27 protein-coding genes are annotated in these 24,848 nt (G+C 40.1%); 5 read left to right on the forward strand and 22 right to left on the reverse strand.

Annotation, left to right across the window (positions count from 1 at the left end):
- Positions 1-14 precede the first annotated feature (14 nt).
- Positions 15-641, reverse strand: coding sequence for a YppG family protein (locus LC091_RS18655; RefSeq protein ID WP_226683547.1), 627 nt, complete (start codon positions 639-641; stop codon positions 15-17).
- Positions 642-812: 171 nt separating this feature from the next.
- Between LC091_RS18655 and LC091_RS18660 the strand changes: the two genes are divergently transcribed.
- Positions 813-1,049 carry a YppF family protein gene (locus LC091_RS18660; RefSeq protein WP_404819703.1) on the forward strand — a complete coding sequence of 79 codons (237 nt, stop codon included), beginning with the start codon at positions 813-815 and terminating at the stop codon, positions 1,047-1,049.
- Positions 1,050-1,545: 496 nt separating this feature from the next.
- The gene (locus LC091_RS18665; protein ID WP_226683549.1) at positions 1,546-1,710 is read left to right on the forward strand and encodes a hypothetical protein; all 165 of its coding nucleotides are present in this window, start codon (positions 1,546-1,548) and stop codon (positions 1,708-1,710) included.
- A gap of 44 nt (positions 1,711-1,754) precedes the next feature.
- On the opposite strand, the gene LC091_RS18670 is transcribed toward LC091_RS18665, so the two are convergent.
- Together LC091_RS18670 and LC091_RS18675 are read right to left on the reverse strand one after the other, a co-directional pair.
- Positions 1,755-2,117 carry a YppE family protein gene (locus tag LC091_RS18670; RefSeq protein ID WP_226683551.1) on the reverse strand — a complete coding sequence of 121 codons (363 nt, stop codon included), beginning with the start codon at positions 2,115-2,117 and terminating at the stop codon, positions 1,755-1,757.
- Positions 2,118-2,155: 38 nt separating this feature from the next.
- Positions 2,156-2,413, reverse strand: coding sequence for a hypothetical protein (locus LC091_RS18675; protein WP_226683553.1), 258 nt, complete (start codon positions 2,411-2,413; stop codon positions 2,156-2,158).
- A gap of 191 nt (positions 2,414-2,604) precedes the next feature.
- Here LC091_RS18675 and LC091_RS18680 point away from each other — a divergent pair, with 191 nt between their 5' ends.
- A complete protein-coding gene (locus tag LC091_RS18680; protein ID WP_205825247.1) occupies positions 2,605-2,709 on the forward strand; it encodes a spore protein in 105 nt (34 codons plus the stop codon).
- 46 nt (positions 2,710-2,755) lie between these two features.
- Here the strand turns inward: LC091_RS18680 and LC091_RS18685 are convergent, their stop codons facing one another.
- Positions 2,756-3,766, reverse strand: a complete 1,011-nt coding sequence (locus LC091_RS18685; RefSeq protein ID WP_404819704.1) for a DUF2515 family protein — start codon at positions 3,764-3,766, stop codon at positions 2,756-2,758.
- Positions 3,767-3,866: 100 nt separating this feature from the next.
- Between LC091_RS18685 and recU the strand changes: the two genes are divergently transcribed.
- Both recU and LC091_RS18695 read left to right on the forward strand, forming a co-directional pair.
- Entirely contained in the window at positions 3,867-4,463 is a 597-nt protein-coding gene (recU, locus tag LC091_RS18690; RefSeq protein WP_226683556.1) for a Holliday junction resolvase RecU, read from the forward strand.
- A 45-nt stretch (positions 4,464-4,508) separates the two neighbouring features.
- A complete protein-coding gene (locus tag LC091_RS18695; protein ID WP_226683557.1) occupies positions 4,509-7,205 on the forward strand; it encodes a transglycosylase domain-containing protein in 2,697 nt (898 codons plus the stop codon).
- Positions 7,206-7,243: 38 nt separating this feature from the next.
- On the opposite strand, the gene LC091_RS18700 is transcribed toward LC091_RS18695, so the two are convergent.
- The 18 genes from LC091_RS18700 to LC091_RS18785 form a co-directional block, all read right to left on the reverse strand.
- The gene (locus tag LC091_RS18700; protein ID WP_226683559.1) at positions 7,244-7,747 is read right to left on the reverse strand and encodes a YpoC family protein; all 504 of its coding nucleotides are present in this window, start codon (positions 7,745-7,747) and stop codon (positions 7,244-7,246) included.
- Positions 7,747-8,400 (reverse strand): endonuclease III, encoded by a 654-nt coding sequence (gene nth / locus LC091_RS18705; protein WP_226683561.1) that lies wholly within the window; start codon positions 8,398-8,400, stop codon positions 7,747-7,749. The genes LC091_RS18700 and nth overlap by 1 nt, the downstream gene beginning before the upstream one ends.
- 71 nt (positions 8,401-8,471) lie before the next feature.
- A complete protein-coding gene (locus LC091_RS18710; protein ID WP_226683562.1) occupies positions 8,472-9,173 on the reverse strand; it encodes a DnaD domain-containing protein in 702 nt (233 codons plus the stop codon).
- 782 nt (positions 9,174-9,955) lie between these two features.
- Complete coding sequence (gene asnS, locus LC091_RS18715) at positions 9,956-11,248, reverse strand: asparagine--tRNA ligase (protein ID WP_226683564.1); 1,293 nt, start codon at positions 11,246-11,248, stop codon at positions 9,956-9,958.
- Positions 11,249-11,381: 133 nt separating this feature from the next.
- Positions 11,382-12,569, reverse strand: coding sequence for a pyridoxal phosphate-dependent aminotransferase (locus tag LC091_RS18720; protein ID WP_226683565.1), 1,188 nt, complete (start codon positions 12,567-12,569; stop codon positions 11,382-11,384).
- 21 nt (positions 12,570-12,590) lie between these two features.
- Complete coding sequence (locus LC091_RS18725) at positions 12,591-13,064, reverse strand: cell wall elongation regulator TseB-like domain-containing protein (protein ID WP_226683566.1); 474 nt, start codon at positions 13,062-13,064, stop codon at positions 12,591-12,593.
- Positions 13,065-13,076: 12 nt separating this feature from the next.
- Positions 13,077-13,247 carry a YpmA family protein gene (locus LC091_RS18730; RefSeq protein ID WP_010193715.1) on the reverse strand — a complete coding sequence of 57 codons (171 nt, stop codon included), beginning with the start codon at positions 13,245-13,247 and terminating at the stop codon, positions 13,077-13,079.
- A 366-nt stretch (positions 13,248-13,613) separates the two neighbouring features.
- Positions 13,614-16,148, reverse strand: a complete 2,535-nt coding sequence (locus LC091_RS18735) for an exonuclease domain-containing protein (protein WP_226683568.1) — start codon at positions 16,146-16,148, stop codon at positions 13,614-13,616.
- 239 nt (positions 16,149-16,387) lie between these two features.
- Complete coding sequence (gene panD, locus LC091_RS18740; protein WP_010193705.1) at positions 16,388-16,774, reverse strand: aspartate 1-decarboxylase; 387 nt, start codon at positions 16,772-16,774, stop codon at positions 16,388-16,390.
- A 3-nt stretch (positions 16,775-16,777) separates the two neighbouring features.
- Positions 16,778-17,638: a pantoate--beta-alanine ligase gene (panC, locus tag LC091_RS18745; RefSeq protein WP_226683569.1), complete on the reverse strand. Its 861-nt coding sequence runs from the start codon at positions 17,636-17,638 to the stop codon at positions 16,778-16,780.
- A 5-nt stretch (positions 17,639-17,643) separates the two neighbouring features.
- Positions 17,644-18,474 carry a 3-methyl-2-oxobutanoate hydroxymethyltransferase gene (panB, locus tag LC091_RS18750; RefSeq protein ID WP_226683570.1) on the reverse strand — a complete coding sequence of 277 codons (831 nt, stop codon included), beginning with the start codon at positions 18,472-18,474 and terminating at the stop codon, positions 17,644-17,646.
- 275 nt (positions 18,475-18,749) lie between these two features.
- Positions 18,750-19,703: a biotin--[acetyl-CoA-carboxylase] ligase gene (locus LC091_RS18755; RefSeq protein ID WP_226683594.1), complete on the reverse strand. Its 954-nt coding sequence runs from the start codon at positions 19,701-19,703 to the stop codon at positions 18,750-18,752.
- 2 nt (positions 19,704-19,705) lie between these two features.
- Positions 19,706-20,923 (reverse strand): CCA tRNA nucleotidyltransferase, encoded by a 1,218-nt coding sequence (locus LC091_RS18760; protein ID WP_226683571.1) that lies wholly within the window; start codon positions 20,921-20,923, stop codon positions 19,706-19,708.
- Between the two features lie 16 nt (positions 20,924-20,939).
- The gene (gene bshA, locus LC091_RS18765) at positions 20,940-22,073 is read right to left on the reverse strand and encodes an N-acetyl-alpha-D-glucosaminyl L-malate synthase BshA (RefSeq protein ID WP_226683573.1); all 1,134 of its coding nucleotides are present in this window, start codon (positions 22,071-22,073) and stop codon (positions 20,940-20,942) included.
- Positions 22,074-22,784, reverse strand: a complete 711-nt coding sequence (bshB1, locus tag LC091_RS18770; protein WP_226683575.1) for a bacillithiol biosynthesis deacetylase BshB1 — start codon at positions 22,782-22,784, stop codon at positions 22,074-22,076.
- A complete protein-coding gene (mgsA, locus tag LC091_RS18775) occupies positions 22,777-23,196 on the reverse strand; it encodes a methylglyoxal synthase (RefSeq protein ID WP_226683577.1) in 420 nt (139 codons plus the stop codon). The genes bshB1 and mgsA overlap by 8 nt, the downstream gene beginning before the upstream one ends.
- A gap of 13 nt (positions 23,197-23,209) precedes the next feature.
- Positions 23,210-24,013 carry a 4-hydroxy-tetrahydrodipicolinate reductase gene (gene dapB / locus LC091_RS18780; RefSeq protein ID WP_226683579.1) on the reverse strand — a complete coding sequence of 268 codons (804 nt, stop codon included), beginning with the start codon at positions 24,011-24,013 and terminating at the stop codon, positions 23,210-23,212.
- Complete coding sequence (locus LC091_RS18785) at positions 24,013-24,351, reverse strand: nucleotide pyrophosphohydrolase (RefSeq protein WP_226683581.1); 339 nt, start codon at positions 24,349-24,351, stop codon at positions 24,013-24,015. Before LC091_RS18785 ends, dapB begins: the two co-directional genes overlap by 1 nt.
- Between the last annotated feature and the right edge of the window lie 497 nt (positions 24,352-24,848).

A 24,848-nucleotide genomic window follows, 5' to 3' on the forward strand; every position in this document is an offset into this window, starting at 1 on the left:
GGAAGGCATCTTTCTTATGCTTTAAATGTGGCCGTAAGACCTTTAAACATATTGTTAAGTTGGTTCACCGTATTCATCATTTGACCTGCAGTGTCCATCATTTTTTTCATATCAACATTGCCGTCCTGCCCTTTAAACTGATTCATAAAGGAATTCACTTGAGATGTTTGAGGTTTCGCCGATTGTCCTTGTGTTGGATATGGATTCATAAATGGCATGCCCATTTGATTTGGCATAAAATTACCTGACGGCCCTACACCCTGTTGTGGTATTCCTTGTTGTGGATAGCCGTTCTGACCCATTCCACCAAACGGCATACCTTGAGCAAAAGTATTCTGTCCCATACCGCCCATCTGCATTGTTTGCGGGAAAGCATTTTGACCCGTATTATTCATCATATTAAAAGGAAAAGCTGAATTTTGCATCCCACTTCCTGAAAACGGCATGGTATTCATATAGTCAGGAACCATCCCCTGTTGATTCATCCATCCTCCGTTCATTACCTGCTGTGGATACATTCCTTGCAGGGATCCGACGCCTGCATTAGGCAATAGATTATTTAAAAAAGGAAGCTGACCTAACATATTCATATTCCTATTATGTGATAAATGTCTAGGCCTCGCATACATTCTCCTAAACATTCAAACCCCTCCTCTTTTCTAGCTATAAATAACGTATGAAAAAACATGGGAAAGGTGCCTATTCCACTTTGTTAAACGAGCTTTTATGAACTTGCCACAATACTCCAATTTTGTCCCAATTTGTCGGAAGTTTCATTTTTTCAAAAACAAGAAAAATTTATTTTGCATGCTATGATGGAATTAACTTCAAAGGGGGGGATTGGATTGGTACTTGAAGAGTTGCGTCATAAATTTATAAGTTGTAAAACCTATGAGCCAATGGAGCATAATGAGTTAATGGACTTTGCCAGACAGCTGTACCTTAGAGGGGAATTAACGATTGGTCAGTTCCGCAATCTTATTCGTGAACTCGAGTCAAAAGGTGCTGTTCCGCCAAATACATTTGAAGACATTCTAAAAGTAACATAATAAGCAGTACTATAAGGAGACCTTAATAGGTCTCTTTTTTCATAAGATATTTATAATACAGTTAATTTCCGTTTCAGGCGCTTCGCTTGCCCGCGGGCGTCTGCGCGCCTTCCACTCCAATTAATAAGGTATTTGCATTCACTATTCACTGTAAGGTTTTATTATACAACTAATGAGTTAACTTTTATAAAACATTACCGTGAAGTTCTTGTTGTTTCTAGCTGTTGATTGAAGCAAAAAGGCGGAGACTCCTGAGGGAGATAGCGCTAGGTGGAGACTCCACAGGCGTAGCCGAGGGAGGCTCCAGCAGCGCCCCTAGGAAAGCGAAGCCATTTGCGAAAACCAACAGCGGCGTTTAACCAATACTAAAGGTTTCACATTAATAGGACCAGGCAGGTACTGCCCAGTCTCATTTATAAGCCAATGCTCTAAAGATTTGCGTAATGAGAAGTGCGATTACGTGGAAAGCTATGAAAGAGAAAAAGGAGGGATATAGATGAGTCGCGGAAAAAACTTTAACCATAAGAAAAAAGGCCACGAACCTACAATTGGTGCACAGCCAGCTGAAAAAAAGGTATTCGAAAAAGTGGAATATGCAATTGAACCTGTCGCCACTGCTGAAGAACGACCTGTAACAAACAAAGCTCAAAAAGATCGATAAAATGAAAAGCCTGATCTTCACTTGATCAGGCTTTTCATATAATTCTACATATTTTTGGAAATTGTATCATTCAATACATACCGAATGGACTGTATCATGCCTTTAAACCGCTTTTCACGTGTATCCGGATAAAAGCATTGTACTGCAACCATATTTATATTTTCAACCGTGCTATCAATTTGTTGAACATGTATATATTTAGGTTTTTCTGACAGTATCCAGTTTTTAACCGTACTTTCCCATTGTTCGACAGTCGCAAATACTTCATCTGCATAGGGCTTAACTGTTAGAAAAAAATCAGGTTCTTGTTTACTAGCTTTAGCTTCCACAAAATTTTCTTCTATCCTGTCCAATTCCATTAAAATTTGTTTTGTTAATTCCCTTACACTATTATCATTGCCAGACATTTTTCGCTTCACCTCTAGCAATACATTACCATATCTTCTTATACAGAGTAAGCACTCTGCCTAAAGTCAATGGATTTTGGAGAATGAATTTTCAACGACCGTTGCTCACCCATCACTTTTTCCACTTCATCCAGTGTGACATGCAGCCTCTTAATTTGGTGTTTCATGACTTCTTCCATCTCTTCTCGCTCTATTTTAAGTGAATTTGACATTGTCTCTTCCAATACATCCATTTGAAGCATCATTTCATTGAACAAGTCCGCAATCTCATTTCTTGAAACAACTACATTGGACATACAAATCCCCTCCATACTTTGTTAGTTAATATGTTCTCCGTTCATCCTCTACTCCCTTCCTGTGCGACAAAACTAGAAGCAATTCGTCAAAGAAAGTGTTTATTTGCAAAAGACCTCCCATTTTTCGCATGATTGATTGCCTATTTGTAAAAAATATAAAAGTAAAAAATACAGTATTAGGAGGTTGAACCATGTCTAAACAAAAGAAAAATCAACAACCACGTAAAAATCAAGTGGAAAGCGCACCAGGACAAGAAGATAAAAAATTAAAAGGGCCAAACCGCCCTTCTACCTGATCTCAACCATTAAAAAAACAGCTCCTTTTCCGGGGCTGTTTTTTGCCTATAACCACTTCTTAAGAGCAATTAAGCTATGCATCTGATGCTGTTTATGAATAAACCATTTCGTTATCTCTTTCTCTTCTCCATTAGTGTACGGTATCATTTCCCTCCATTTAGAAAGATGCCTTGCCTCTCTAAAAACCCAGTCCTCTTGAAGGGAAGGCTGATGCGGAATCACGGGATATACCGCTCGGAGAAAAGGAGTCTCACGAAATATCTCTTTATGTACATACTGCTCATAATCATACCGCGATCCTGTAGGTTCGGTGTACTCTGAAAAGTCCAGAAATGATTGTGATAAAGCCGGGTCAAATAATAGATTTGCCAACTTCTTTCCTAAGGCAATCCTATTATGGAGCTTTTGAAAGCCATGAACAGAATAGCCATATAATTTCCCCTTAAGCGTTGGAAAAATTACACAACTGAAATGACCAAGATCTTGAAAGGCATATACTCTAGTTCCAAAGACCTTTCTTTTTAATTTTCTGTTATGTAAAACCGGTTCTTGTATGAGATTTTGTTCATTAATAATGAGGGAAGTCATCAACCTTGCAATATCCCTTTTCTCCCAAAAATACTCCCATTCGGCTTCCATAAAACAGGAAACATGAAACTCTTTTAATAAATGAAATAATGGTTTGTTATATTCTTTGGACAACTCATATACTAATAATTGTGGGTACGCATCATTAAAGATCATCCAATTTGCTAATTCATAGGTCATAAAAATCGGATATCTCTTCTGCCATTCTAATGCAAGCTTGAACCATTTCCCCTCCAGGTCCGTCATATTCCAGCCAGCATTACGAGATACCATGCTAGCCAAAAAGGCCCACCGGATTTCATTGTTTTGACCATAATAAGCTTCATATGCTTTTGTCCTAGATATATTGTCAACATTGTATTTCACTGTATTTTTTCTAATAGTAGTGATAAAATTATTTTCTTGAAAGGAGTACTTGTATTTCAATCTTTTTTCTCGTAATTCCTTATAGAGAGTTAAATCTTTCACGTACATATTCTCCTCCTTTCAAACAAAAAGTGACAAAGTTTACAAAAAGATGACGTTTTTTACTAATATAAGATTAGTTTTAGTCTAGAGGGGGAAATTTATGACTATACGTTACCCAAATGGTAAAGTATTTCAGGCAAGCAGCAATTCGCCTTCGAAAAAGACTGGGCCAACATTGTATGGCAACAGAGGAATGAGTTTAGAGGATGACCTTCATGATTCCAATATGTATTACCTCCACCAAGGAATTGCTGTTGTCCATAAAAAGCCGACACCAATTCAGATTGTCGATGTGCACTATCCAAAACGTAGTGCCGCCGTCATCAAGGAAGCATACTTCAAACAAGCCTCTACTACAGACTTTAATGGAGTATATAAAGGAAGGTATATTGATTTTGAGGCAAAGGAAACAAAAAACAAAACTTCCTTCCCTCTCCAAAACTTCCATGAGCATCAAATTCAACATATGCGTCAAGTTGTGAAACAAAATGGAATCTGTTTCGTCATATTAATGTTCAGTCTTTTTAATGAAGTTTATTTGTTGCCCGCCGATAAATTATTTCATTATTGGGATAGGAAAGAATCCGGTGAAAGAAAGTCTATTACAAAAGAAGAGGTCGAACGGGATGGCTACTTAATTCCTCAAGGTTATCAGCCAAGAATCGATTATATCAAAATAATAGACATGTATTATTAATAACCCCGGAATTACTGTATGTGTGAAGAAAGGCAGGTCTGAAACATGACTGAGAAGTATCAATCAAGAGAACAAAGACGAAAAGCTATGGAAGAAGAACGAAGTGCGAAATCCGGCACAAAAAAGAAAAGCCCTAAGAAAGGTCTCTTTAAAAAAATATTCTTATCCGCACTTATTATTGGAATTGTAGGATTAATAACTGGTATAGGAACTTTCGCTTACTATGTCCAGAGCACACCGCCACTGGATGAGACACTTCTTAAAGTCCCTGTCCCTTCTAAAGTCTATGGGATGGACGGCGAGCTTGCTGCTGAAATAGGCGGGCATGAAGCTCGGGAATATGTAGAATCCGATGAAATTCCTGATCTTGTAAAAGATGCCTTCTTGGCGACTGAGGATGTTCGTTTTTACGAGCATAATGGAGTGGATTACAGACGTTTGGCTGGAGCAGTATTGGCGAACGTAACAAGAGGCTTCGGTGCTGAAGGTGGTAGTACCATTACTCAACAGCTTGTAAAATTATCATTTTTATCCACTGATAAAACTTTAAAGAGAAAAGCACAGGAATTCTATTTGGCTTATCAACTAGAATCCCGTTTTACTAAAGATGAAATTTTGGAAATGTACTTAAATCGTATTTATTTTTCTAATTATGCTTATGGAATTTCCAATGCTGCACAGAATTATTATGGAAAGTCACTTGACGAGTTAGAATTGCATGAAGCAGCGATGCTTGCAGGACTTCCACAAAGTCCGAACAATTATAATCCTGTTACAAATCCTGAAAATGCTGAACAACGACGTAACATCGTCCTAACTCTTATGGTGAAGCATGGAAAAATTACAGAGGAAGAAGCAGATGAAGCTAGAGCAATTCCAGTAGACTCCACGTTGGCAGACGATGTAGAGAAAACGAATTACTCAAATAAATACAATGCGTTTATTGATCGAGTGATTGAAGAAATCTCTGATCAATTAGGCGATGTGGATCCACAGGCAGATGGGTTAGAGATTTACACAACGCTTGATGTAAATGCACAAGAACAAGTGGAATACATCTTATCCGACGAAAGCGGCATTCCACATCTGGAAAATGAAGATTATCAAGCAGGTATTGCTTTAATTGATACCCAAAGTGGTGAGATTCGCGCAATTGGCGGCGGTAGAAACCATATGAAAACAGGGACCAATTATGCAACAGATATAAGAGTTCAACCGGCATCAGCAATTAAGCCAATTCTTGACTATGCACCTGCTATTGAATACTTAGATTGGTCCACCTATCATCAAATTAATGATGAACCGTACAGTTACTCCTCTGGAACAGAGATTAATAACTGGGACAACAAGCATAAAGGGTATTTAAGCATGAGACAGCATCTGGCAGATTCTCGAAATATCCCGGCATTAAAAGCCCTTCAAGAAGTCGGATTGGATAGAGCAAGAGACTTTGCTGTGAAGCTGGGCATACCACTTGAAGAAGAAATAAATGAAGCATATGCTATTGGCGGATTTTCGAATGGGATCTCCCCTCTTCAGATGGCAGGAGCTTATAGTTCATTCGGAAGCGGCGGAGTCTATACTGAACCATTCGCTGTGACGAAAGTTGTCTTCCAAGACGGTACTAGCGTCAACCTTAACAAAGAGTCAGAAGTAGTGATGAAGGATTCTACTGCATTCATGATTACAGATATGCTTAAAACATCTGTACGCAGCGGATTAGCCACTGCAGCTAATGTACCTGGATTGAATATTGCAGGTAAGTCAGGAACAACTAACTTTTCTAAAGAAACAATATCAGAATATGGCATTCCTGAAGGCGGAGTTCCAAGCACTTGGTTTGCTGGATACACCCCAACCTATACTGCGGCAGTTTGGACTGGATTTAGACGAACTGGAACAGATAACTACCTGCGACCGATTGACGGCGTAAATCAAGATCAATATTTATCTAGGATTATCTTTAAGCAATTAATGGAGAACATATCCACGACAAGCGAAGATAAAGCAGACTTCCCTGTTCCAAACAGTGTTGTTCGTGTTCCAATTGAAAAAGGAACAAATCCTCCATTGAAAGCAAGTGAGTTCACACCATCTGACCAAATTACGAATGAGTATTTCGTAAAAGGAACAGAGCCAACAAAGGTTTCCAAAGAATATGATAAGCTTCCTACCCCGTCTGGTTTTACAGCAAAGTTTGACGAGGAAGCAAATGTCATCAATCTAAATTGGAAATATCCTGAAGAGCGTTTAGAAGGTGTGACATTTACTATAAATGTAGCTGTTAATGAAGGGTCTCCTCAACCTCTGACGGAAACAAAAGATCTCGGTTTGGTTGTAGAATCACCAGATCCTGGTGCTACCTTCACTTTTGAGATTATAGCAGTACAGGATGAAAACACTGAAAACAGAAGTGATGCAGCAACACAGACGATAACGATTCCTGAAGCAGTCGAAGAGGATGATGGAATTATTCCAGAGATTCCTGGTGACGGCGAAGAACCTCCGGGCGATGGCGAAGAGCCTCCTGGTGATGGCGAAGAGCCTCCTGGAGACGGTGAAGGACCTCCGGGTGATGGCGAAGAGCCTCCGGGTGACGGCGAAGAACCTCCTGGTGATGGCGAAGAACCTCCTGGAGACGGTGAAGAGCCTCCGGGCGATGGTGAAGAAGCTGATGATGCAAATACACAGAGCAATACAAACCGTAATGGACAACGTGACGATTCAGAAGATAACGATTAACATGAAAAGGGCTACCATCGGAGGTAGCCCTTTTTGTATTATTTTTGCTCAAGAGCCTTCATTTTGTAGAATAGCTTGGCGCTTTCTGTGTATAGCTGTTGAAGCTGAATAAATGCATGATACATTTCAGGTTTCTTTATGACAAACTCAAGCCGCTCATCCACATTCATCGGCTTCCATTTCAACTTGTCCACTTCATTTTTCCAATCCGTTATACTTCTTACAGGTTGACCATTCATCCAGAACAACATTTGCAAGAACCACGCAATCGGATGGATGACTTGTTCCCTTGCTTCCTTTCGGTCCCTAATTTCATGGAGACTAATTAAATGACGCTCTTTCTCTTTCCATCTATTGAGTATAAGCGGTATAGAGTCACTTGTCTTCTCCCAAGGCAATAGATGCGGCGCTGCTCCCTGGTAATATGCTATATCATATTTGAATGGGATTTCAATGATATCTTCCAATTCAAAGGTCTTTATGGAGATAGAGTTTTGATTTGAATAAAAATGGGGATGGAGAAAGGCTTCTGGTATCTTCATTAGCCCACCTTCTTTTTCATTCTCTTCTTACCTTCTCTGCACATCTCAAGTAACGGACAGCTTTCACATTGAGGGTTCTGAGCTTTACAGTGATATCTTCCGAAGAAAATAAGTCGATGATGCGTATCAGACCACTTTTCTTTCGGTATTTTTCTCATTAAAGTTTTTTCTACTTCTAAAACGCTGTCTTTCCATTTGCAGATTCCTAAACGTTTGCTCACTCGTTCTACATGCGTATCCACTGCAATAGCCGGAACTCCAAAGGCAACAGATACAACCACATTAGCTGTTTTTCTGCCTACACCCGGCAACTTAACAAGTTCATCCCTCTCTTTGGGTACTTGTCCATTATATTCTTCAAGAAGGAGTTGGCATAAGCTTCTGATATTTTTAGCTTTATTTCGATAAAGGCCAATAGATCGGATATCTTGCTGCAATTCCTCCAGTGTAACTTCAAGGTAGTCCTCAGGTTTTTGATATTTTTCAAACAAGTTCTTTGTAACTTTATTTACAAGTGCATCTGTACACTGAGCGGACAACGCAACTGCTATTACTAATTCAAATGGGTTTTTATGATTCAACTCACAATGGGCATCTGGAAACATTTCCCCCATCACATCTACTACTTCTTTTATTTGTTTAAGATTTAACATTCCATATGTCCTACCTTTCCGAAGATGATAGAAAAAGGAACACGCAATTCCTCATTACGTGTCCCCTTTTGTTAATCAAGCCAGTTATAGAATGGAACAGTTGAATTGCTTGATTTATTTGGTGGTACTGATGTTGGCTTTTGTTGATTCTTACGAAACTTCTTGCCATACTCATTGGCTTGATTGATTGTCTTGATGCCATTTTTCTTCCATTCAAAAAGAATCCTATCGATATAACGAAAATTCAACTTGCCAGAAATGACAGCCTCTCTTAATGCAGCTTTAATGATAGTTGGATCATGGTGATCCTGATCCATCCACATATTTAGAGATTCACACTCAAACGGTGATAAAGGCCTTCCAAATTCCTGCTCAAACACTGTATAAAGGTTCATTTCTTGTTGTTGGCTTAAGTGTTGTGAGGCTTGTTTGTTTTGGTCCATCATATAGGTAATCATTTTTTCCCAAAGGGGTTGGAGAGAATAGCGTTCGTATTTGATGGAGTATTCATCCATTTCATCACTGATGGATACATACCCTTTTTGAAGTAGATGACGCAGGATTTCCATACATTCTGTAGGGTCAATTGTCATCTTATCTGCGATTTCCATAGGGGTCGGAAAAATAATACCACTTTCTACGAAAGAATGTACATGTAGAAGAAGGATAAACTCTTTTTCATTTAACCCAAGATTTACGTAATTGTTTAACAAATATTTAGGAACGGACAGGTTGCCCTCTTCCATGAATTGAATAAATTGCTCTTTTTTCATCTGAGACACCTCTCCGATAAGTATAACAAATTTCTCGTGATTCTTCATAGGTAATATATTTCAATGTGCTGTTGAACTGTTAAATATTTAAAGTTCAATGCATTAGAGATGAAGTTTTAACATTAGTAGCATTTCAAGACCTCTCTCATCCTTGTTTGATGCAACTGAGGTCTTCATCCACCTTCTCAGGACCTCCCTTAGCCTTGTTCGGCGAACTGAAGTCTTCATTCGCCTTCAGGACCTCTCTTAGCCCTGTCCGGCGTGACTGAAGTCTTCATTCGCCTTATCAGGACCTCTCTTAGCCCTGTCCGGCGTGACTGAAGTCTTCATTCGCATTATCAGGACCTCTCTTAGCCCTGTCCGGCGTGACTGAAGTCTTCATTCGCATTATCAGGACCTCTCTTAGCCCTGTTCGGCGTAACTGAAGTCTTCATTCACCTTCAGGACCTCTCTTACCCCTGTCCGGCGTGACTGAAGTCTTCATTCGCCTTATCAGGACCTCTCTCACTGTTGTTTACGGCAACTGAAGTCTTCATTCGCCTTATCAAGACCTCTCTCATCCATGTTCGGGTAAACTGAGGTCTTCATCCACCTTCTCAGGACCTCTCTTAGCCCTGTTAGGCGTAACTGAGGTCTTCATCCGCCTTATCAGGACCTCTCTCCGCCGTGTCCGACGCTACTGGGGTCTTGATCAACTTCGGAGTCTTGAAACGAAACTTTCCTTACTAAAAAGTTCATAAAAACAGTCACCCGCCTTTCGAAGCGGGTGACCATTATATTTATTATGGATATAGACGGTTTAATAATCTTGGGAATGGGATAGCTTCACGAACGTGCTCTGTTCCACTAATCCATGCAACTGTACGCTCAAGGCCTAGTCCAAAGCCGGAATGAGGCACGGAGCCGTATTGGCGAAGTTCTAAGTACCACTTGTATGCATCTGACTCCAGATTGTGTTCTTCTAATCGTTGTTTTAATAAGTCGTAGTCATGAATACGTTCTGATCCACCGATGATTTCTCCGTATCCTTCAGGTGCGATTAGGTCTGCACATAACACTACATCGTCGCGCTCAGGGTGTGGCTGCATGTAGAATGGTTTGATTCCTGTAGGGTAGTGCGTAATGAAAACAGGCATATCGTAGCTCTCAGCAATCGCTGTTTCATGAGGTGCACCGAAATCATCGCCCCACTGGATATCATCAAATCCTTTTTCATTTAAGAATTTAATGGCATCATCGTATGAGATTCTTGGGAATGGGGCTTGAATTTTTTCAAGCTTTGATACATCTCTATCCAGAATTCCCAATTCCAATTTGCAGTTTTTCACAACAGATTGAACGATAAAAGAAACATATTGCTCTTGAACAACCAAGTTGTCTTCGAACTCATAGAACGCCATCTCTGGCTCAATCATCCAGAATTCGATTAAATGACGTCTAGTTTTAGACTTCTCCGCACGGAACGTAGGTCCAAATGAGAACACTTTACCAAGCGCCATTGCTGCTGCTTCCATGTAAAGTTGTCCACTTTGAGAAAGATATGCATCTTCGTCAAAGTACTTTGTTGCAAACAGTTCAGATGTTCCTTCTGGAGCACTGCCTGTCAAGATTGGAGGATCTACTTTTGAGAACCCATTATCGTTAAAGAACTCGTAAGTCGCACGAATTACTTCATTTCTAATTTTCATGATGGCATGTTGTTTTTTAGAACGCAACCATAAATGGCGGTTGTCCATTAAGAATTCTGTTCCATGATTTTTTGGAGTGATCGGGTAATCAACCGCTTCATGGATTACTTCTACCCCAGTTACACCAAGTTCGTAACCGAATGGAGATCTTTCGTCCTCGCGCACGATTCCAGTTACATATACAGAAGTTTCTTGTGTGACAGATTTTGCGGCCTGGAATACAGATTCCTCTACTTCTGCTTTTACGACTACCCCTTGAATGAATCCGGAACCGTCACGTAATTGTAGGAATGCAATTTTCCCGCTTGATCTTTTGTTGGCAATCCAAGCACCGATGGTTACTTCTTCTCCAACATGTTTATGTACTTCAGATATTGTTGTTTTCACTACTTTATTCCCTCCAGCATTGTTCTTGCAATATAATTACACTTTTATGTACATATCCTCTATTATACAAGCCTGTAATATGGTAAGCAAACACTTTTCCTTACATTCTATAAAAGAGGAAGGCTAAGTAAAATTACTTAGCCGCTACTTTCGCCATATATTTTGCGATTCGTTCTACAGCACTTTCTAATAAATCAAGACTTGTTGCATAAGAAAGACGAACATAATCATCCGCACCAAATCCGGAACCAGGAACAAGTGCCACTTTTTCTTCTTCTAGTAAAGCTTTTACAAAACTGTCTACATCGTTAAAGCCAGCCATTTTTGCAGCTTCAATCGCTTTAGGGAAGAGATAGAAAGCTCCTTGTGGTTTTAGGCAATGGAAGCCAGGAATTTGATTCAGTTTTTCAAAAATGATATTCAATCTCTCTTCAAAAGCTTGACGCATTACTTCTACATCATCCTGTGGTCCTTTATAGGCAGCAATCGTTGCATATTGGGAGATGGATGTGGGATTGGACGTACTATGGCTTGCTAAGTTTGTCATCGCGCTGATAATAGTTTGGTTCCCTACAGCATATCCAATTCTCCATCCTGTCATAGAGTGGGATTTAGATACTCCGTTAATAATGATTGTTTGCTCTTTCAATTCTGGAGAAAGTTGTGCAATTGATACGTGCTTGTTTCCATCGTATAGGAGCTTTTCATAAATTTCATCCGATACGATTAGAATATTATGTTCTAGACATACTTTCCCTAACTCTTCTAGCTCTTCCCTCGTGTAAACCATACCAGTTGGGTTACTTGGAGAATTTAAAACGACTGCTTTCGTTTTTGGAGTGATGGTCGCTTTAAGTTGCTCAGCAGTGATCTTAAATTGATTTTCTTCCTTGCCTTCTACATAAACGGGTACTCCTTCAGCAAGCTTTACTTGTTCCGGATAGCTCACCCAATAAGGAGTAGGAATAATCACTTCGTCTCCTTCATCAAGGATAACTTGGAAAAGTGTGTAAAGAGCGTGCTTAGCACCAATGCAAACAATCACTTCGGATGGTTTATACGTTAATTCTTGGTCTCGTTCCAGCTTATTAATAATTTCTTTTTTTAATGCAGGTAGTCCGCCTGATGGAGTGTATTTAGTAAAGCCTTTATCCATGGCCTCTTTTGCAGCATCCATTATATGTGCTGGTGTATTGAAATCAGGCTCTCCTGCCCCTAAACCAATGACATCATGACCTGCGTCTTTAAGTTCTTTTGCCTTGGCCGTAATTTCCAAAGTTGTGGATGGTGTTAATGTTGATACCCTTTTGGCTAATTTCATTTTTACTTCCTCCCGCTACCATTAAAAGATTATTCGTTGAAAATATTCTCCATTTTCGAATTTCACGTAATAAAGATTATATTGATCATTGCTGTCTTTAAATTTAATTTCCCACAATGGCGTGTTTTTCTCCATTGCAAGGGAGATCGAGATAATCTCTTTCGGCTCCCTGTCTGTTTGAAGATAGTTCAATACTTCTTCTTTTGGAATTCCGTCTTTCATCTTCATTGTATGGACAATTTCCTTGCTTTCTTTCACCCACACAACAAGATTTTCCTTGTCACTGTCGGTTCCTTGTACAATAACATAGGAGTTTGTTCCATTGTATGCCGCTACTTCTTCCACTGTTTGTAGCTCTGCCCCTTTTTGGGCAACTGCCACCCCTTTTTCTAACTCGTCTTTAACGGGTGACATGGCTGTTTGATATATAGAGATAAATTGCCACAAAATAATGATGGCAATCATAATAATGCTAAAAATAATCCACTTTTTCATTTCATCACTTCTTTATGTACGATATATTGTGAAAACTGCTTTTTCTTTATCTTCTTGGTCTAAAGCCAAGCCAAACATAAGGTTTTCTCTTTTTAATGTTCTGTTTAGTGTATCCACGATTTTATATAAATCGGATGAATTCTCTACTGTCACAGTTGACAAGACCTCAATTTTACTTTCCATCCCAAAATCCTCCTGCGTTTAAACAATTTTTGTTACTTATACTGACCTGTATTGCTGGTTAGAATATAAGTACTGAATCACCTATAGTGTTCAAACACATTATAACAGTTTCTATTCAGTTAAGTACATTGATGTACGTGAAAGTATAAAATTTGCTTCTATCCCACACCAACTTGATGGGTGAATCTTTCTGATATGGAAGATTCACCCCTTTTTTATATCTCGTTAACTCCGCAGTTGATCTCCGCAAAAGGCTTCGCTTTCCTAGGTGTGCTGCTGGAGCCTCCTCGGCAAGCCTGCGGGGTCTCCACCTAGCACTATCTCCCTCAGGAGTCTGCGCCTTTTGCTCCAATCAACTGCTATAGACTAATTTAAATTATTCATGATGGCAAAGAAGGAGTCTTTTTTGACAATGGCGTTAGGGATGGCTTGTAGGAAGGTGGTGCCGTATCTTTTTTCCACCACGCGTTTATCAAAGATGAATATCTCTTTTGGACCTTCTGCTTCTAAAAAGCGACCTATCATTGCTTTGAATCTTAATACTGCTATTGGTAATGATACATCTGTGAATGAGTTGCGGCCTTGTCCCTCAACCGTGGCAATTTTAGCTGCCATCACAGGTTCATCCATTGATTTAAACGGCAGACGCATAACCACGAGTGTATCTATCTTTTCACCTTGAAGTTTAACCTCTTCAAGGAATCCATTAGTCACAAGCAGTATGGCCTTCTCAAAATTGGCTGCAGCTTTTAGTATTTTTTGCTTTCCACCGGACTGGCTACTTTGACTGACCACTACTGTATCTTCTGCATTAGGGAGAGATTTGATTGCCTGGTAAACTGCAGTCAACATCTCTAGGGATGAAAATGTAACCAGAATCCTCCCTCCCCTATCTTCCAAAAGCTCTAATAGTTGCATGGCAGCGATCTCGTTGAATACTTCATTTTTCCCTCTTGTAATTACTGGCATGTCTGTCGGAATAAATACACCGGGATAATTAGTTCCTGTGCTTTCAACAGAAATCGTCTTAGGATAGAAGTCTGTGAGTCCTAACTCCTCGAGCATATAGTCAAAGTTCTGGTCCACACTTAACGCTGGTGAAATAAAAAGTACACTGCTTTTTTGCTGATAAAACTTTTCAGCAAGTTTATGGGAAACATCAAGTGGCTGTTCATAGATGGTAACAGAATTCTTTGCTCCTTTTGTGTGAACATCAAACCATGTCAATCCATGGTTTTCCACACTAAATAATAGAGCATGGAAGGTATCCCTCATTTGCTTCAAAACTGTTGATTCAGCCTCTTTCTCCAACGATAAAAGTACTTCTGTCAACTTCATATACAGCCTTTGGGCAGCTTCTAGAACAGCATACCACCCTGGTGATTTTTCCTTCAACACATCATATCTGTATATTACTCTTGATTGCCCCTTCTTTGTTCTTAGAAGGCAGTAACTTCTTATCAATCTGAAGGCCTCGTCCAGCTCTTCTTTTGCCTGTTGAACGACAGGGCTTTCCTTTAGTCTAGATAATGCAAAATATAAATCCAAATAACTGATTTCTTTCCCAATGAACCTGCTTACACTTTGGTGAAAAAGGCTGGCATCCTCTACAAGAAAATGATCCATTTGCATGAATGCTTCTGGTTTCCAAATTTCCTTTGCCAAGAACATGTGATTAGTAAAGATGACAGAGGCGCTTTTCACTCGATTCTTTGCTCTTGAATAAAAACAAAGATCATCCTGTGAGTCATCAGGGGTAACTCCGTATGAGCAGTTGATGGAATCCCAAAGCAACCTTCCCCCAGAAGAAAGAGAAAGTTCTTCCATATCTCCTGTTTCGGTTTCCGTTAACCAAACGAGAATTTGTGCCTTTGTTAAAACAGCATCATAGTTATCATCCGCTTCTCCTAGCACTGTCACTAACCTGGACAGGCTTAGATAATAATACTTCCCTTTTATTTCTGATAAAAGAAATGCTGCATGTCTATTTTGGGATAATAATTCTTTTTCAAGTTCCTGTTTCGTTTCTTTTGTTGCAGAACTGACTACTACTTTATTATTATTTTCCAGAGCAAAAGCAAGTGCACCTAACGTATGCATTTTGTTAGAGGCTGTAATTTCTAATAGCCCATGTTGCCGAACTTCAAGCAGGGCAGCCAATTCTTTATCAATGGGATTTAGCAATCCCTTCACTTGCGTTAGCATCGCACTTTTCACTTTTGCTAGTTCTTCCATAGGCTGTGGTGATAATTTTCTAACAGCTAGTTTTTCATCATAGAGAACATGGTTATGAGAAGCTGACACACCTTTTTGTTGAAATAATAGGTGAATATCACTTTTCATGGTATGTAAAAATGTATGTAACTGGTTGATCGTAACGGAAGGAAGACGTTGAATCTTCTCCAAGAGTTTCAAAAAAATAATGGCCGTAGCTTCTGCGTCACTGTCTGCTCTATGTGGATTAGCATGATTCAATTCATAAAAAATCGATAAATCCGTTAATTTATAGCTTTTCTGTGTTGGCAATAAAATCCTAGCCAATTCCACTGTATCAAATGTATTACCTGAAAATGTCGGATGGCCGCTTGTTTTCAGCTCATGTTGTAAAAAAGAAAGATCAAAAGGTACATTGTGTGCCACTAACGATGACCCTTGTAGCATTTCACACAGCATAGGAGCAATTTGTGCAAATGTTGGTGCCCGATCGACCATTTCCTGATTGATATTGGTTAGTTGTTCAATAAAAGGTGGAATGGTACATTGAGGGTTCACAAAACTTGCAAAGCGCTCGACTATTTCACCATTTTCTATTAAAACAGCGCCAACTTGTATTATTTTGTCATTTTTCTTGGGAGTATTCCCTGTCGTTTCCAAGTCAAGAACGACAAACCGCTGTTTCATTTCATTCCACCTCATTACTTCTCTTCAACATATATAAAAGGTACCATAGACATCAACTGAAAAAAATATGTATTTTTATTTTTCCCATGTTTAAATAGAAAAACCCCCTGTTTTGAGGGGGATATCCATAAAAACAGTTGATTTGCGTTCCAGGCACTTCGCTTTCCATGGGCGGTCCGGAAGCCTCCCATTGGAGTCATTGTGCCTTTCACTACAATCAACAGGTTGTTGCAATTTATTTATAACATCACTGTAGCGGCTGGTTCTGTGCCTAGCATTTCAATAATTTCGTTGTATTCGTTCATGACCGCGACTTTTGGCTGATGATCTTTTACTTTTTCCTCCGCCATCATAGCATAGGATATGACGATGATAACATCTCCTTCTTGCACAAGTCTTGCAGCTGCACCGTTTAGGCAGAAGTCTTTTCCGCCTCTTTTACCAGGTATAATATATGTTTCAAAACGAGCACCGTTATTATTATTTACAATTTGCACTTTCTCATTTGCAGCCATACCAACTGCATCGAGAATGTCCTCGTCAATTGTAATACTACCTACATAATTTAAATTAGATTCTGTTACCCTAGCTCGATGTATTTTTGCATTCATTAGTGTACGAAACAATTTCTATTCCCCCTTAGAGTATGAAAAAACAATGTTGTCTATTAGCCTTGCCTTTGAAAATTTCACTGCAATCGCAATGATGATGCTCTCCTCTTCCTTTACCTTCTCCAGTTCTTGAAGGGTCGGGTACGCGTAAATTTCCACATATTCCACTTTGTGTCCTGTATGAAGGAGAATATATTCCTCCACCTCTTCTTTTACGGTGTGGACATCCATTCCATCTTCCAGTTTCGCCTTACCAAGTATAAGTGCTTTATACAGGGATGGAGCTTTGCTTCTTTCCTCTTCACTCAAATACACATTACGGGAGCTTTTTGCAAGACCGTCTTCTTCCCGGATTGTTCTCACTCTGACCAATTCAATTGGTAGATGGTAGTCATTTATCAAACCGTCGATGACGGCAACTTGCTGTGCATCCTTCATGCCGAAGTATGCGGTGTCTGGTGTGACAATTTGAAACAGTTTCATGACAACGGTCGCTACTCCGTCAAAGTGGCCTGGACGATGTTTCCCACAAAGAACATCTACCCGTTGTTCCACCTTTATGATCGTTGTACGATTCTCTTTGTACATTTCTTCTACCGAAGGGTAAAAAAGATAGTCCACCCCACGTAAATTTGCAATCGCTTCATCCCGTTCAAAGTCACGTGGATAAGCGTCAAGATCTTCATTAGGTCCGAATTGCAAAGGGTTTACAAAAATACTTAACACGACGATGTCATTGTTATCACGAGCTTCTTTTAGTAAAGTTTGATGCCCTTCATGAAGAAAACCCATCGTCGGTACGAAACCGACTTTTTTCCCTTGCTGTTTTTCTATTTTAATGACATGTTGCATGTCAGAAATTTGCTTAATGATTTTCACGTTTCTTATCCCCCATATAATCGATGCAACGTTTCTTCTTTCATCGTAAAACTATGCTCCGGCTTTGGAAACATATTTTCTTTCACCTCATGAACATACTGTTGCAGACCATCTTTCATTAACTCTTGGGAATCCACATACGATTGCACAAATTTCGGAACGCGGTCTACCCCATATTTCACGACATCATGGTAAACGAGAACCTGACCGTCAACATCAACACCTGCACCTATCCCGATCACAGGAATGGTAAGTTGAGCAGCTATATCCTTGGCAAGTTGCTTTGGCACGCATTCTAAAACGAGGGCCATTGCTCCTGCCTCTTCAGCTGTTCTTGCATCTTGAATCATTTTCTTGGCACTTTCCACATCTTTCCCTTGCACTTTGTAGCCTCCAAGAACTCCTACTGATTGAGGAGTCAGTCCTAGATGTGCTACCACAGGTATTCCGGCACTTGTCAAACAGGAAATAACATGGAACACTTCTCCGCCGCCTTCTACTTTCAACGCATGTGCCCCTGACTCCTGAACAATCCTTTTGGCATTCAAAAGGGTGTTTTCCATGGAAAGGTGATAGGACATGAACGGCATATCTGTTACAACAAAAGTGGATGATGCTCCGCGTTTTACTGCTTTGGTGTGGTGAATCATGTCATCCACGGTAACAGGTACCGTAGATTCATATCCAAGGACTACCATGCCCAGGGAATCTCCCACAAGTATCATGTCCACTCCCGCTTCTTCTGCGAGCTTGGCAGATGGGTAGTCATATGCCGTTAACATGGCTATTTTCTCTTTGTTTTTTTTCATTTTTAAAAAGTCCGATGTAGTTTTCATTTTCCGTCCTCCTTTTTAATAAGGGGAGGAAAAGAACCGAAAAAAATCCCTCTTTTGCGCATGCGAAAGAAGGATGTTGTGTATAGCTCAAAAAAATCATTCAGTTCAATCCCTCTGTCCCAGTCCTTTGGATCAAGGCAGATATTTGGTTAGTTGTTAAGTTTGTTAAGCTTGTTAAGTTTGTTAAGTTAACTTGTTAGTTGTCAGGTGCAGTTCATTAATAGATACTGCCCAACACCACTATTATAGTGCATGTGGTGTAAGAATGCCATCATTTAATCGCTTCCAATTTGTATATCCGCTGAGTGTATATAATGGATGACTTCTTGGTCATCTTCAAGCATTAACACACCGTCTTCTGTTATTCCCTTTGCTTTACCTTCAAGGCTACCTGTTATCGTTCGGGCAATAATTCTTTTACCAATACTGATAGCATAGGACTCCCATAAGAGTTTTATCGGATAAAACCCATGCTGGAGATATTTCTGATACAAATTTTCAAACTTCACAAGTATGGTTTGGATAAGCTCTGCACGATTGACCTTTTCACCGAGTTCTATGGACAAGGAGGTTGCAATGGAATGAAGATCTTCGGGGAAATGTTCCAAAGATTGATTCACATTTATTCCCATGCCGATGATGACTGAATTAATTTTATCTGCTTCTGCCTGCATTTCAGTCAAGATGCCGACTGTCTTTTTCTTATTGATCAAGATATCGTTTGGCCATTTAATATCCGGACGCAAGCCTGTGACCTCTTCAATCGCCTGCGTAATGGCAACTGCTGTCAATAAAGTCAATTGAGGCGCTTTGGCAGGCGGCAGGTTGGGACGTAAGATCAGACTCATCCAAACACCGGTATATTTCGGTGAATACCAGGCCCTGCTTAATCTCCCTCTTCCAGAGGTTTGTTCCTCTGCCACAACTAATGTTCCCTCAGGTACACCATCATAGGCTAATTGATGGGCAATTTTTTGGGTGGAGGTGACGGAATCTTCAAAATGAATTTTTCGTCCCAGTGTATCCGTTTTTAACCCTAGAGAAATTTCATTGTGGGATATTTTATCGGGAATTGTTTTTATTCGGTACCCTTTTCTTCTTACCGCCTCAAGCTCATAGCCTTCCTGCCTCAAGTCTTCAATATGCTTCCAAACGGCTGTTCTTGAGCACCCTAACTCTTCGCTTATCTTTTGGCCGGAAAGGAAATCACCTTCAATTTCGGTAAACATTTTCAATAGTTTGGATCGTATTTCTGTAGCCAATTGTACACCCACTCCTTCAAAGCCACTCTTTCATTTTCTGTTTCCCCATGAAGCAAAGCTATTTCCATGTCTGATAGTATCTCGGAAATCCACTTACCTCGTTTTCCTCCTGCCAGTTCCATTAGGTCATGACCGTCGAAAACAATATCTTTTAAACTGTAAATAGGTAAATTCTCATATAACGTCTCTATATTCTTTTTTGAGGATTCTTCTTCCAAACCTAGCACGACCATCACTTCGTGAACTTCTAGTGACCGTTTAAGTCCTGCTCTGTATACAGAATCTCTTTGCCATCCTACTTGTTGGACCTTTTCCATTAGCAGTAGATTCTCCATGACTGACTTGTTAATCTTCTTAGGAAGTTTCCAGCTTGTTATAAAATCATCTACTTCTTGTGCGTTGAACTTTAAACTATGGACCAAAACCGTCCAGACGGCAGAGCGGTTTTTTAGATGCTGTAGCTGCAGATCTCCAAGCTCCAGCAATTCTTTCTCTTTCCCATCCAGCTGCGGGAGGAATGCATGAAGGCCTGTAGTAACCAAAAGTTCTATTCCAAACTTAACCCCTCGTCCAAGTAAAAGCTTTTCCATTTCTATCGTCTTTCTTTCAATAGAAACATTCTCAAGCAACGCTTTGTCTTCTTGGATTCCTAAAAAGGTGGCTGCTTCTAAAGAAAAGGACAATTGACTTGCAAAGCGAACAGCCCGAAGCATCCTCAGGGCATCCTCCCTGAAGCGATCTATAGCCTTACCTACAGTACGAATAACTTTCCTATTAATATCCTTTTCTCCTTCAAACGGATCAAGAATTTTGCCAAATTTGCTCATAGCAATCGCATTCATCGTAAAATCTCTTCGTTTCAAGTCTTCTTCTAAGCTCTTCACGAAGATCACTTCATCTGGATGACGATTATCCGTATAGTTTCCATCTGTACGGAATGTTGTCACTTCATAGCTTTCCTCGTCAGACGTGAGGACAATGATTGTTCCATGTTCCGCACCGACATCTACCGTCTTTGGAAAAATAGCTTGTATTTCTTTTGGAGTGGCAGAAGTGGCAATATCGATATCCCCTATCGCTCTGTCCATCAGGGTATCACGAACAGAGCCTCCTACAAAGTAAGCTTCATGTCCGTTCTCTTCTAAACGCTCTATGATTTCGATTCCTTGTTGGAAGGCTCTGTTCATCGTTACTCCCCCGTTTTCATGCCTCTTGCTTAATCAATTGCTTATACATATCTTCATACTGTTCCACTATTTTTCGTGAACTGAAATGTTCTTTTACCCGTGAGATGGCATTTTCAGCAAACTCTTTATGAAGTGTTGCATTTTCCAATATTTTTACTGCATTTTGCGCTATATCTTCTACATCTCCAACATCACTTAAGAACCCGGTTACTCCGTCGTCTATTACTTCCGGAATTCCACCAATCTTGGTTCCAACAGAAGGAACGCCACACGCCATTGCTTCTAATAACACCAGACCAAAACTCTCTTTTTCTGATAAAAGAAGCATAAGGTCGCTGATAGAGTATAGGTCCTCAAGGTTTTCCTGTTTTCCTAGGAATAGTACCTTATCTTTTAATCCAAGTTCTCTCACTAGATTACAGACTACTGAAATTTCGGGTCCATCTCCGACAAGCAACAGCTTTGATGCTACTTGCTTTTCGATAAGATGGAATGATTTCACTACATCTTGAACTCGTTTTACTTTTCGGAAATTGGATACATGGATTATTACCTTTTCATCGTTAGATATACCATATTGTGTCTTTAAGTCTTGCGTATCTTTTTTAAAATAAACCCGTTCATCTATGAAGTTATAAACAGTTTGAATGGCCTTTTTTGGTTGCAGAAGGTCATATGTCTGTTGAACGAGTGACTCAGATACAGCCGTTACCACATCCGAACCCTCTATCCCAAAACGAATCATATCATTTAACGATGGATCATAGCCTAAAACCGTGATATCTGTTCCATGCAAGGTGGTCACTATTTTCAACTGATCATCCGTCATCTTTTTAGCCAAATAAGCACAAACGGCATGTGGAATAGCATAGTGAACATGCAGCAAGTCTAATTGTTCCCGTTTTGCTACTTCAGCCATCTTACTTGCTAAAGCCAAATCATAAGGCGGGTATTGGAAGACAGAGTACTGATTCACCTGTACTTCATGATAATAAATATTGCTATATACTTTATTTAATCTAAAAGGCATACTCGAGGAGATGAAGTGGATTTCATGCCCCTTTTCCGCCAAAAGTTTTCCTAATTCCGTTGCAATTACCCCAGATCCCCCTACCGTTGGATAGCAGGTAATGCCTATTTTCAATTTCAATTAAATCCCACCTAGTAAATCATAGTTTAAGACAAGTGGTCCTTTGGCAAAAAAACCTTCTGCGTATATGGAACCAATTTGCTTGCCATATGCCCTTTCGCGGCTGATGACAGCGTCCACATACCCATTGGTAAGCGGCGTATCCACTCCATCCTTATCTTTTTCAAATTGACTTGTATAAGCTTGAAGCGCAGCTGTCTTTTTATTTATTTGATCTGATATATCTATGTAAAACTGAGGTTTATTCATTCCATTTATTTGATAAAAGTAAAGATTATCTGGTTTATGTGCCTTTTGGTTCTTACTGTCTTCCACCATTCTGACACCAGAAGAAAAGACTGCCTCTTCCACTAACTTGGCGCAATTCCCATGGTCAGGATGTCGATCCTCATGATATGGGGCAAATACAATACGTGGTTTGTATGTTCGAATAACAGAAACAATTTCGGTTATGTATTCTTCTTTCATAAATAATCCTCTATCTGGCAGGGAAAGTTGAATAAGTTCATCAAGTTCCAAAATATCTGCGGCCTTGGAGGCTTCATTCTGTCGGATTTCAACTGTCCCATTAGAAGATTTCTCAGCATGAGTCAAATTACAAATACCAGTTCTGTAGCCTTTTTCTTTTAGTTTGGCAAGTGTACCTGCCATCCCAATTTCAACATCATCCGGGTGTGCTCCAAAAGCCAGGATGTCCAATGGTTCAGTCATGGTTTTCCGCCTCTTTACCATGTACAATCTCTCTCCAGCTAAGCTCTCCTCTTGCAAGGCCGTGAATTAAGATCTCAGCTGTTCCCATATTGGTTGCAAGTGGAATGGAATAAACGTCACATAAGCGAAGCAATGCTGTCACATCCGGTTCATGTGGTTGTGCAGTCAATGGATCACGGAAGAAAATCACCAAATCCATTTTATTTTGAGCAATCATGGCACCAATTTCTTGGTCCCCACCGAGTGGCCCGGACTGAAATCTATAAACCTTTAGGCCGGTAGCCTCTGCAATTCTAAGTCCGGTTGTACCTGTCGCGAAAATTTCATGTTCTTCCAATATCGTTTTATAAGCTGTTGCAAATTGTATCATATCCGGTTTTTTCTTATCGTGTGCAATTAATGCTATCTTCATGACAGTTCCCCCGTTACTCGATAATATTTTCCAAGCCGTACACTAACTCTTCCAAGTTCATAATGGTTTCCACAGACAATTTAACTCCAGACATAAAGCTTGCTCGGTTGTAGGAATCATGTCGGATTGTTAAGGATTGTCCTTCTCCCCCAAACATTACTTCTTGGTGTGCTACAAGACCGGGCAGTCTAACACTATGAATGTGAATTCCGTCTTTTGTTTCTGCACCTCTTGCTCCTTTGATTGTTTCCTCTTCTTCAGGATGTCCTTGACGTTTTGGCTCACGCGTTTTGGAAATAAGTTCTGCCGTCTTGATCGCTGTGCCAGACGGAGCATCCAACTTTCTGTCATGATGCAATTCCATAATTTCCACATCTTGAAAATGCTTCGCTGCCATTTGAGCAAACTTCATCATGAGGATGGCTCCTACAGCAAAGTTTGGCGCAATGATGACACCGACTTTTTTGGATGCTGCAAGGTCTTTAAGCTCTTTAAGCTCTTCTTCATTAAAGCCAGTCGTGCCAACAACAGGGCGAATTCCGTATTCGACCGCAAGTTTTGTATTGATCTTTCCAATTTCAGGAGTGGTAAGGTCAATAAGTACATCTGCTTCCACTTCTTGGAAACACGCACTTGGGTCATTGTAAATTGGCGCATCTATGTTAGGAAACCCTTCAACATCAGAAAGTAGTTTACCTTCATTCACTCTGTCAAGAACACCTACCAACTGAAAGTGTTCTGTATTATGTATTAAATCCACGGCTTCTCGTCCCATTCGTCCACGTGGGCCCGCAAGAATAATCTTGATGTTTTTCATTATTTCCCTTCCTCCTCAATCCTTGTCCATCTATCTTTATCTCTCGTTTGAAACTTTTTCATCACACGGTCGTGTGCTTCCTGTAAATCTATGTTAAGAGAATTGGCGAAGCAGATCATGACAAACAGCATATCGCCTAACTCTTCTTCTACCGTATTTTCCTTCTCTGTGCTTTTTTTCGGCTTTTCTCCGTAATAGTGATTAACTTCCCGGGACAACTCTCCAAGCTCTTCTGTCATCCTTGCAAGCATCGCTAACGGACTGAAATAACCTTCTTTAAATTGGGAAATATAAGTATCAACTTCTTTTTGCATCTCTTGCATCGTCTTTTCACTCATGCACATGTCACCTCACCCTATCATGTTAGCTAAAACCTTATCATTTGACAAATGATTGAGCTTGATTCCTTGTAACACGCAACACTCTCCTGGCGAATGTAGTGCAAGGTGTGACACTCCGGCGGGAGATAGCGGTAGACTTGAGACCCCGCAGGCTAAGCGAAGCCACTGAAAAACTGAAATCTCATGTACTTAAATGATTTCTAGCTGGTGATTGGAGAAAAAGGCGGAGACTCCTGAGGGAGATATCGCTAGGTGGAGACCCCGCAGGCGTAGCCGAGGAGGCTCAAGCAGCGCCCCTAGGAAAGCGAAGCCTTTTTCGGAAATCAACAGCGGTGTCTATATAACATTTAAATAATAGACTTTTTCAGTGGTTTTGGCGAAGCCGAGTTATCATGAACGAAACTAGCTCCTTACTCGTAAAATCGTAGGTTAATTTGGTTAGAATGTTTACTGAAAAAAACAAACCAAATCAGAGCTACATTACGGAAGGAGCT

Origin of the sequence: Sutcliffiella horikoshii, from assembly GCF_020524325.1 — a bacterium.
GTDB classification, from domain to species: Bacteria; Bacillota; Bacilli; order Bacillales; family Bacillaceae_I; genus Sutcliffiella_A; species Sutcliffiella_A horikoshii_D.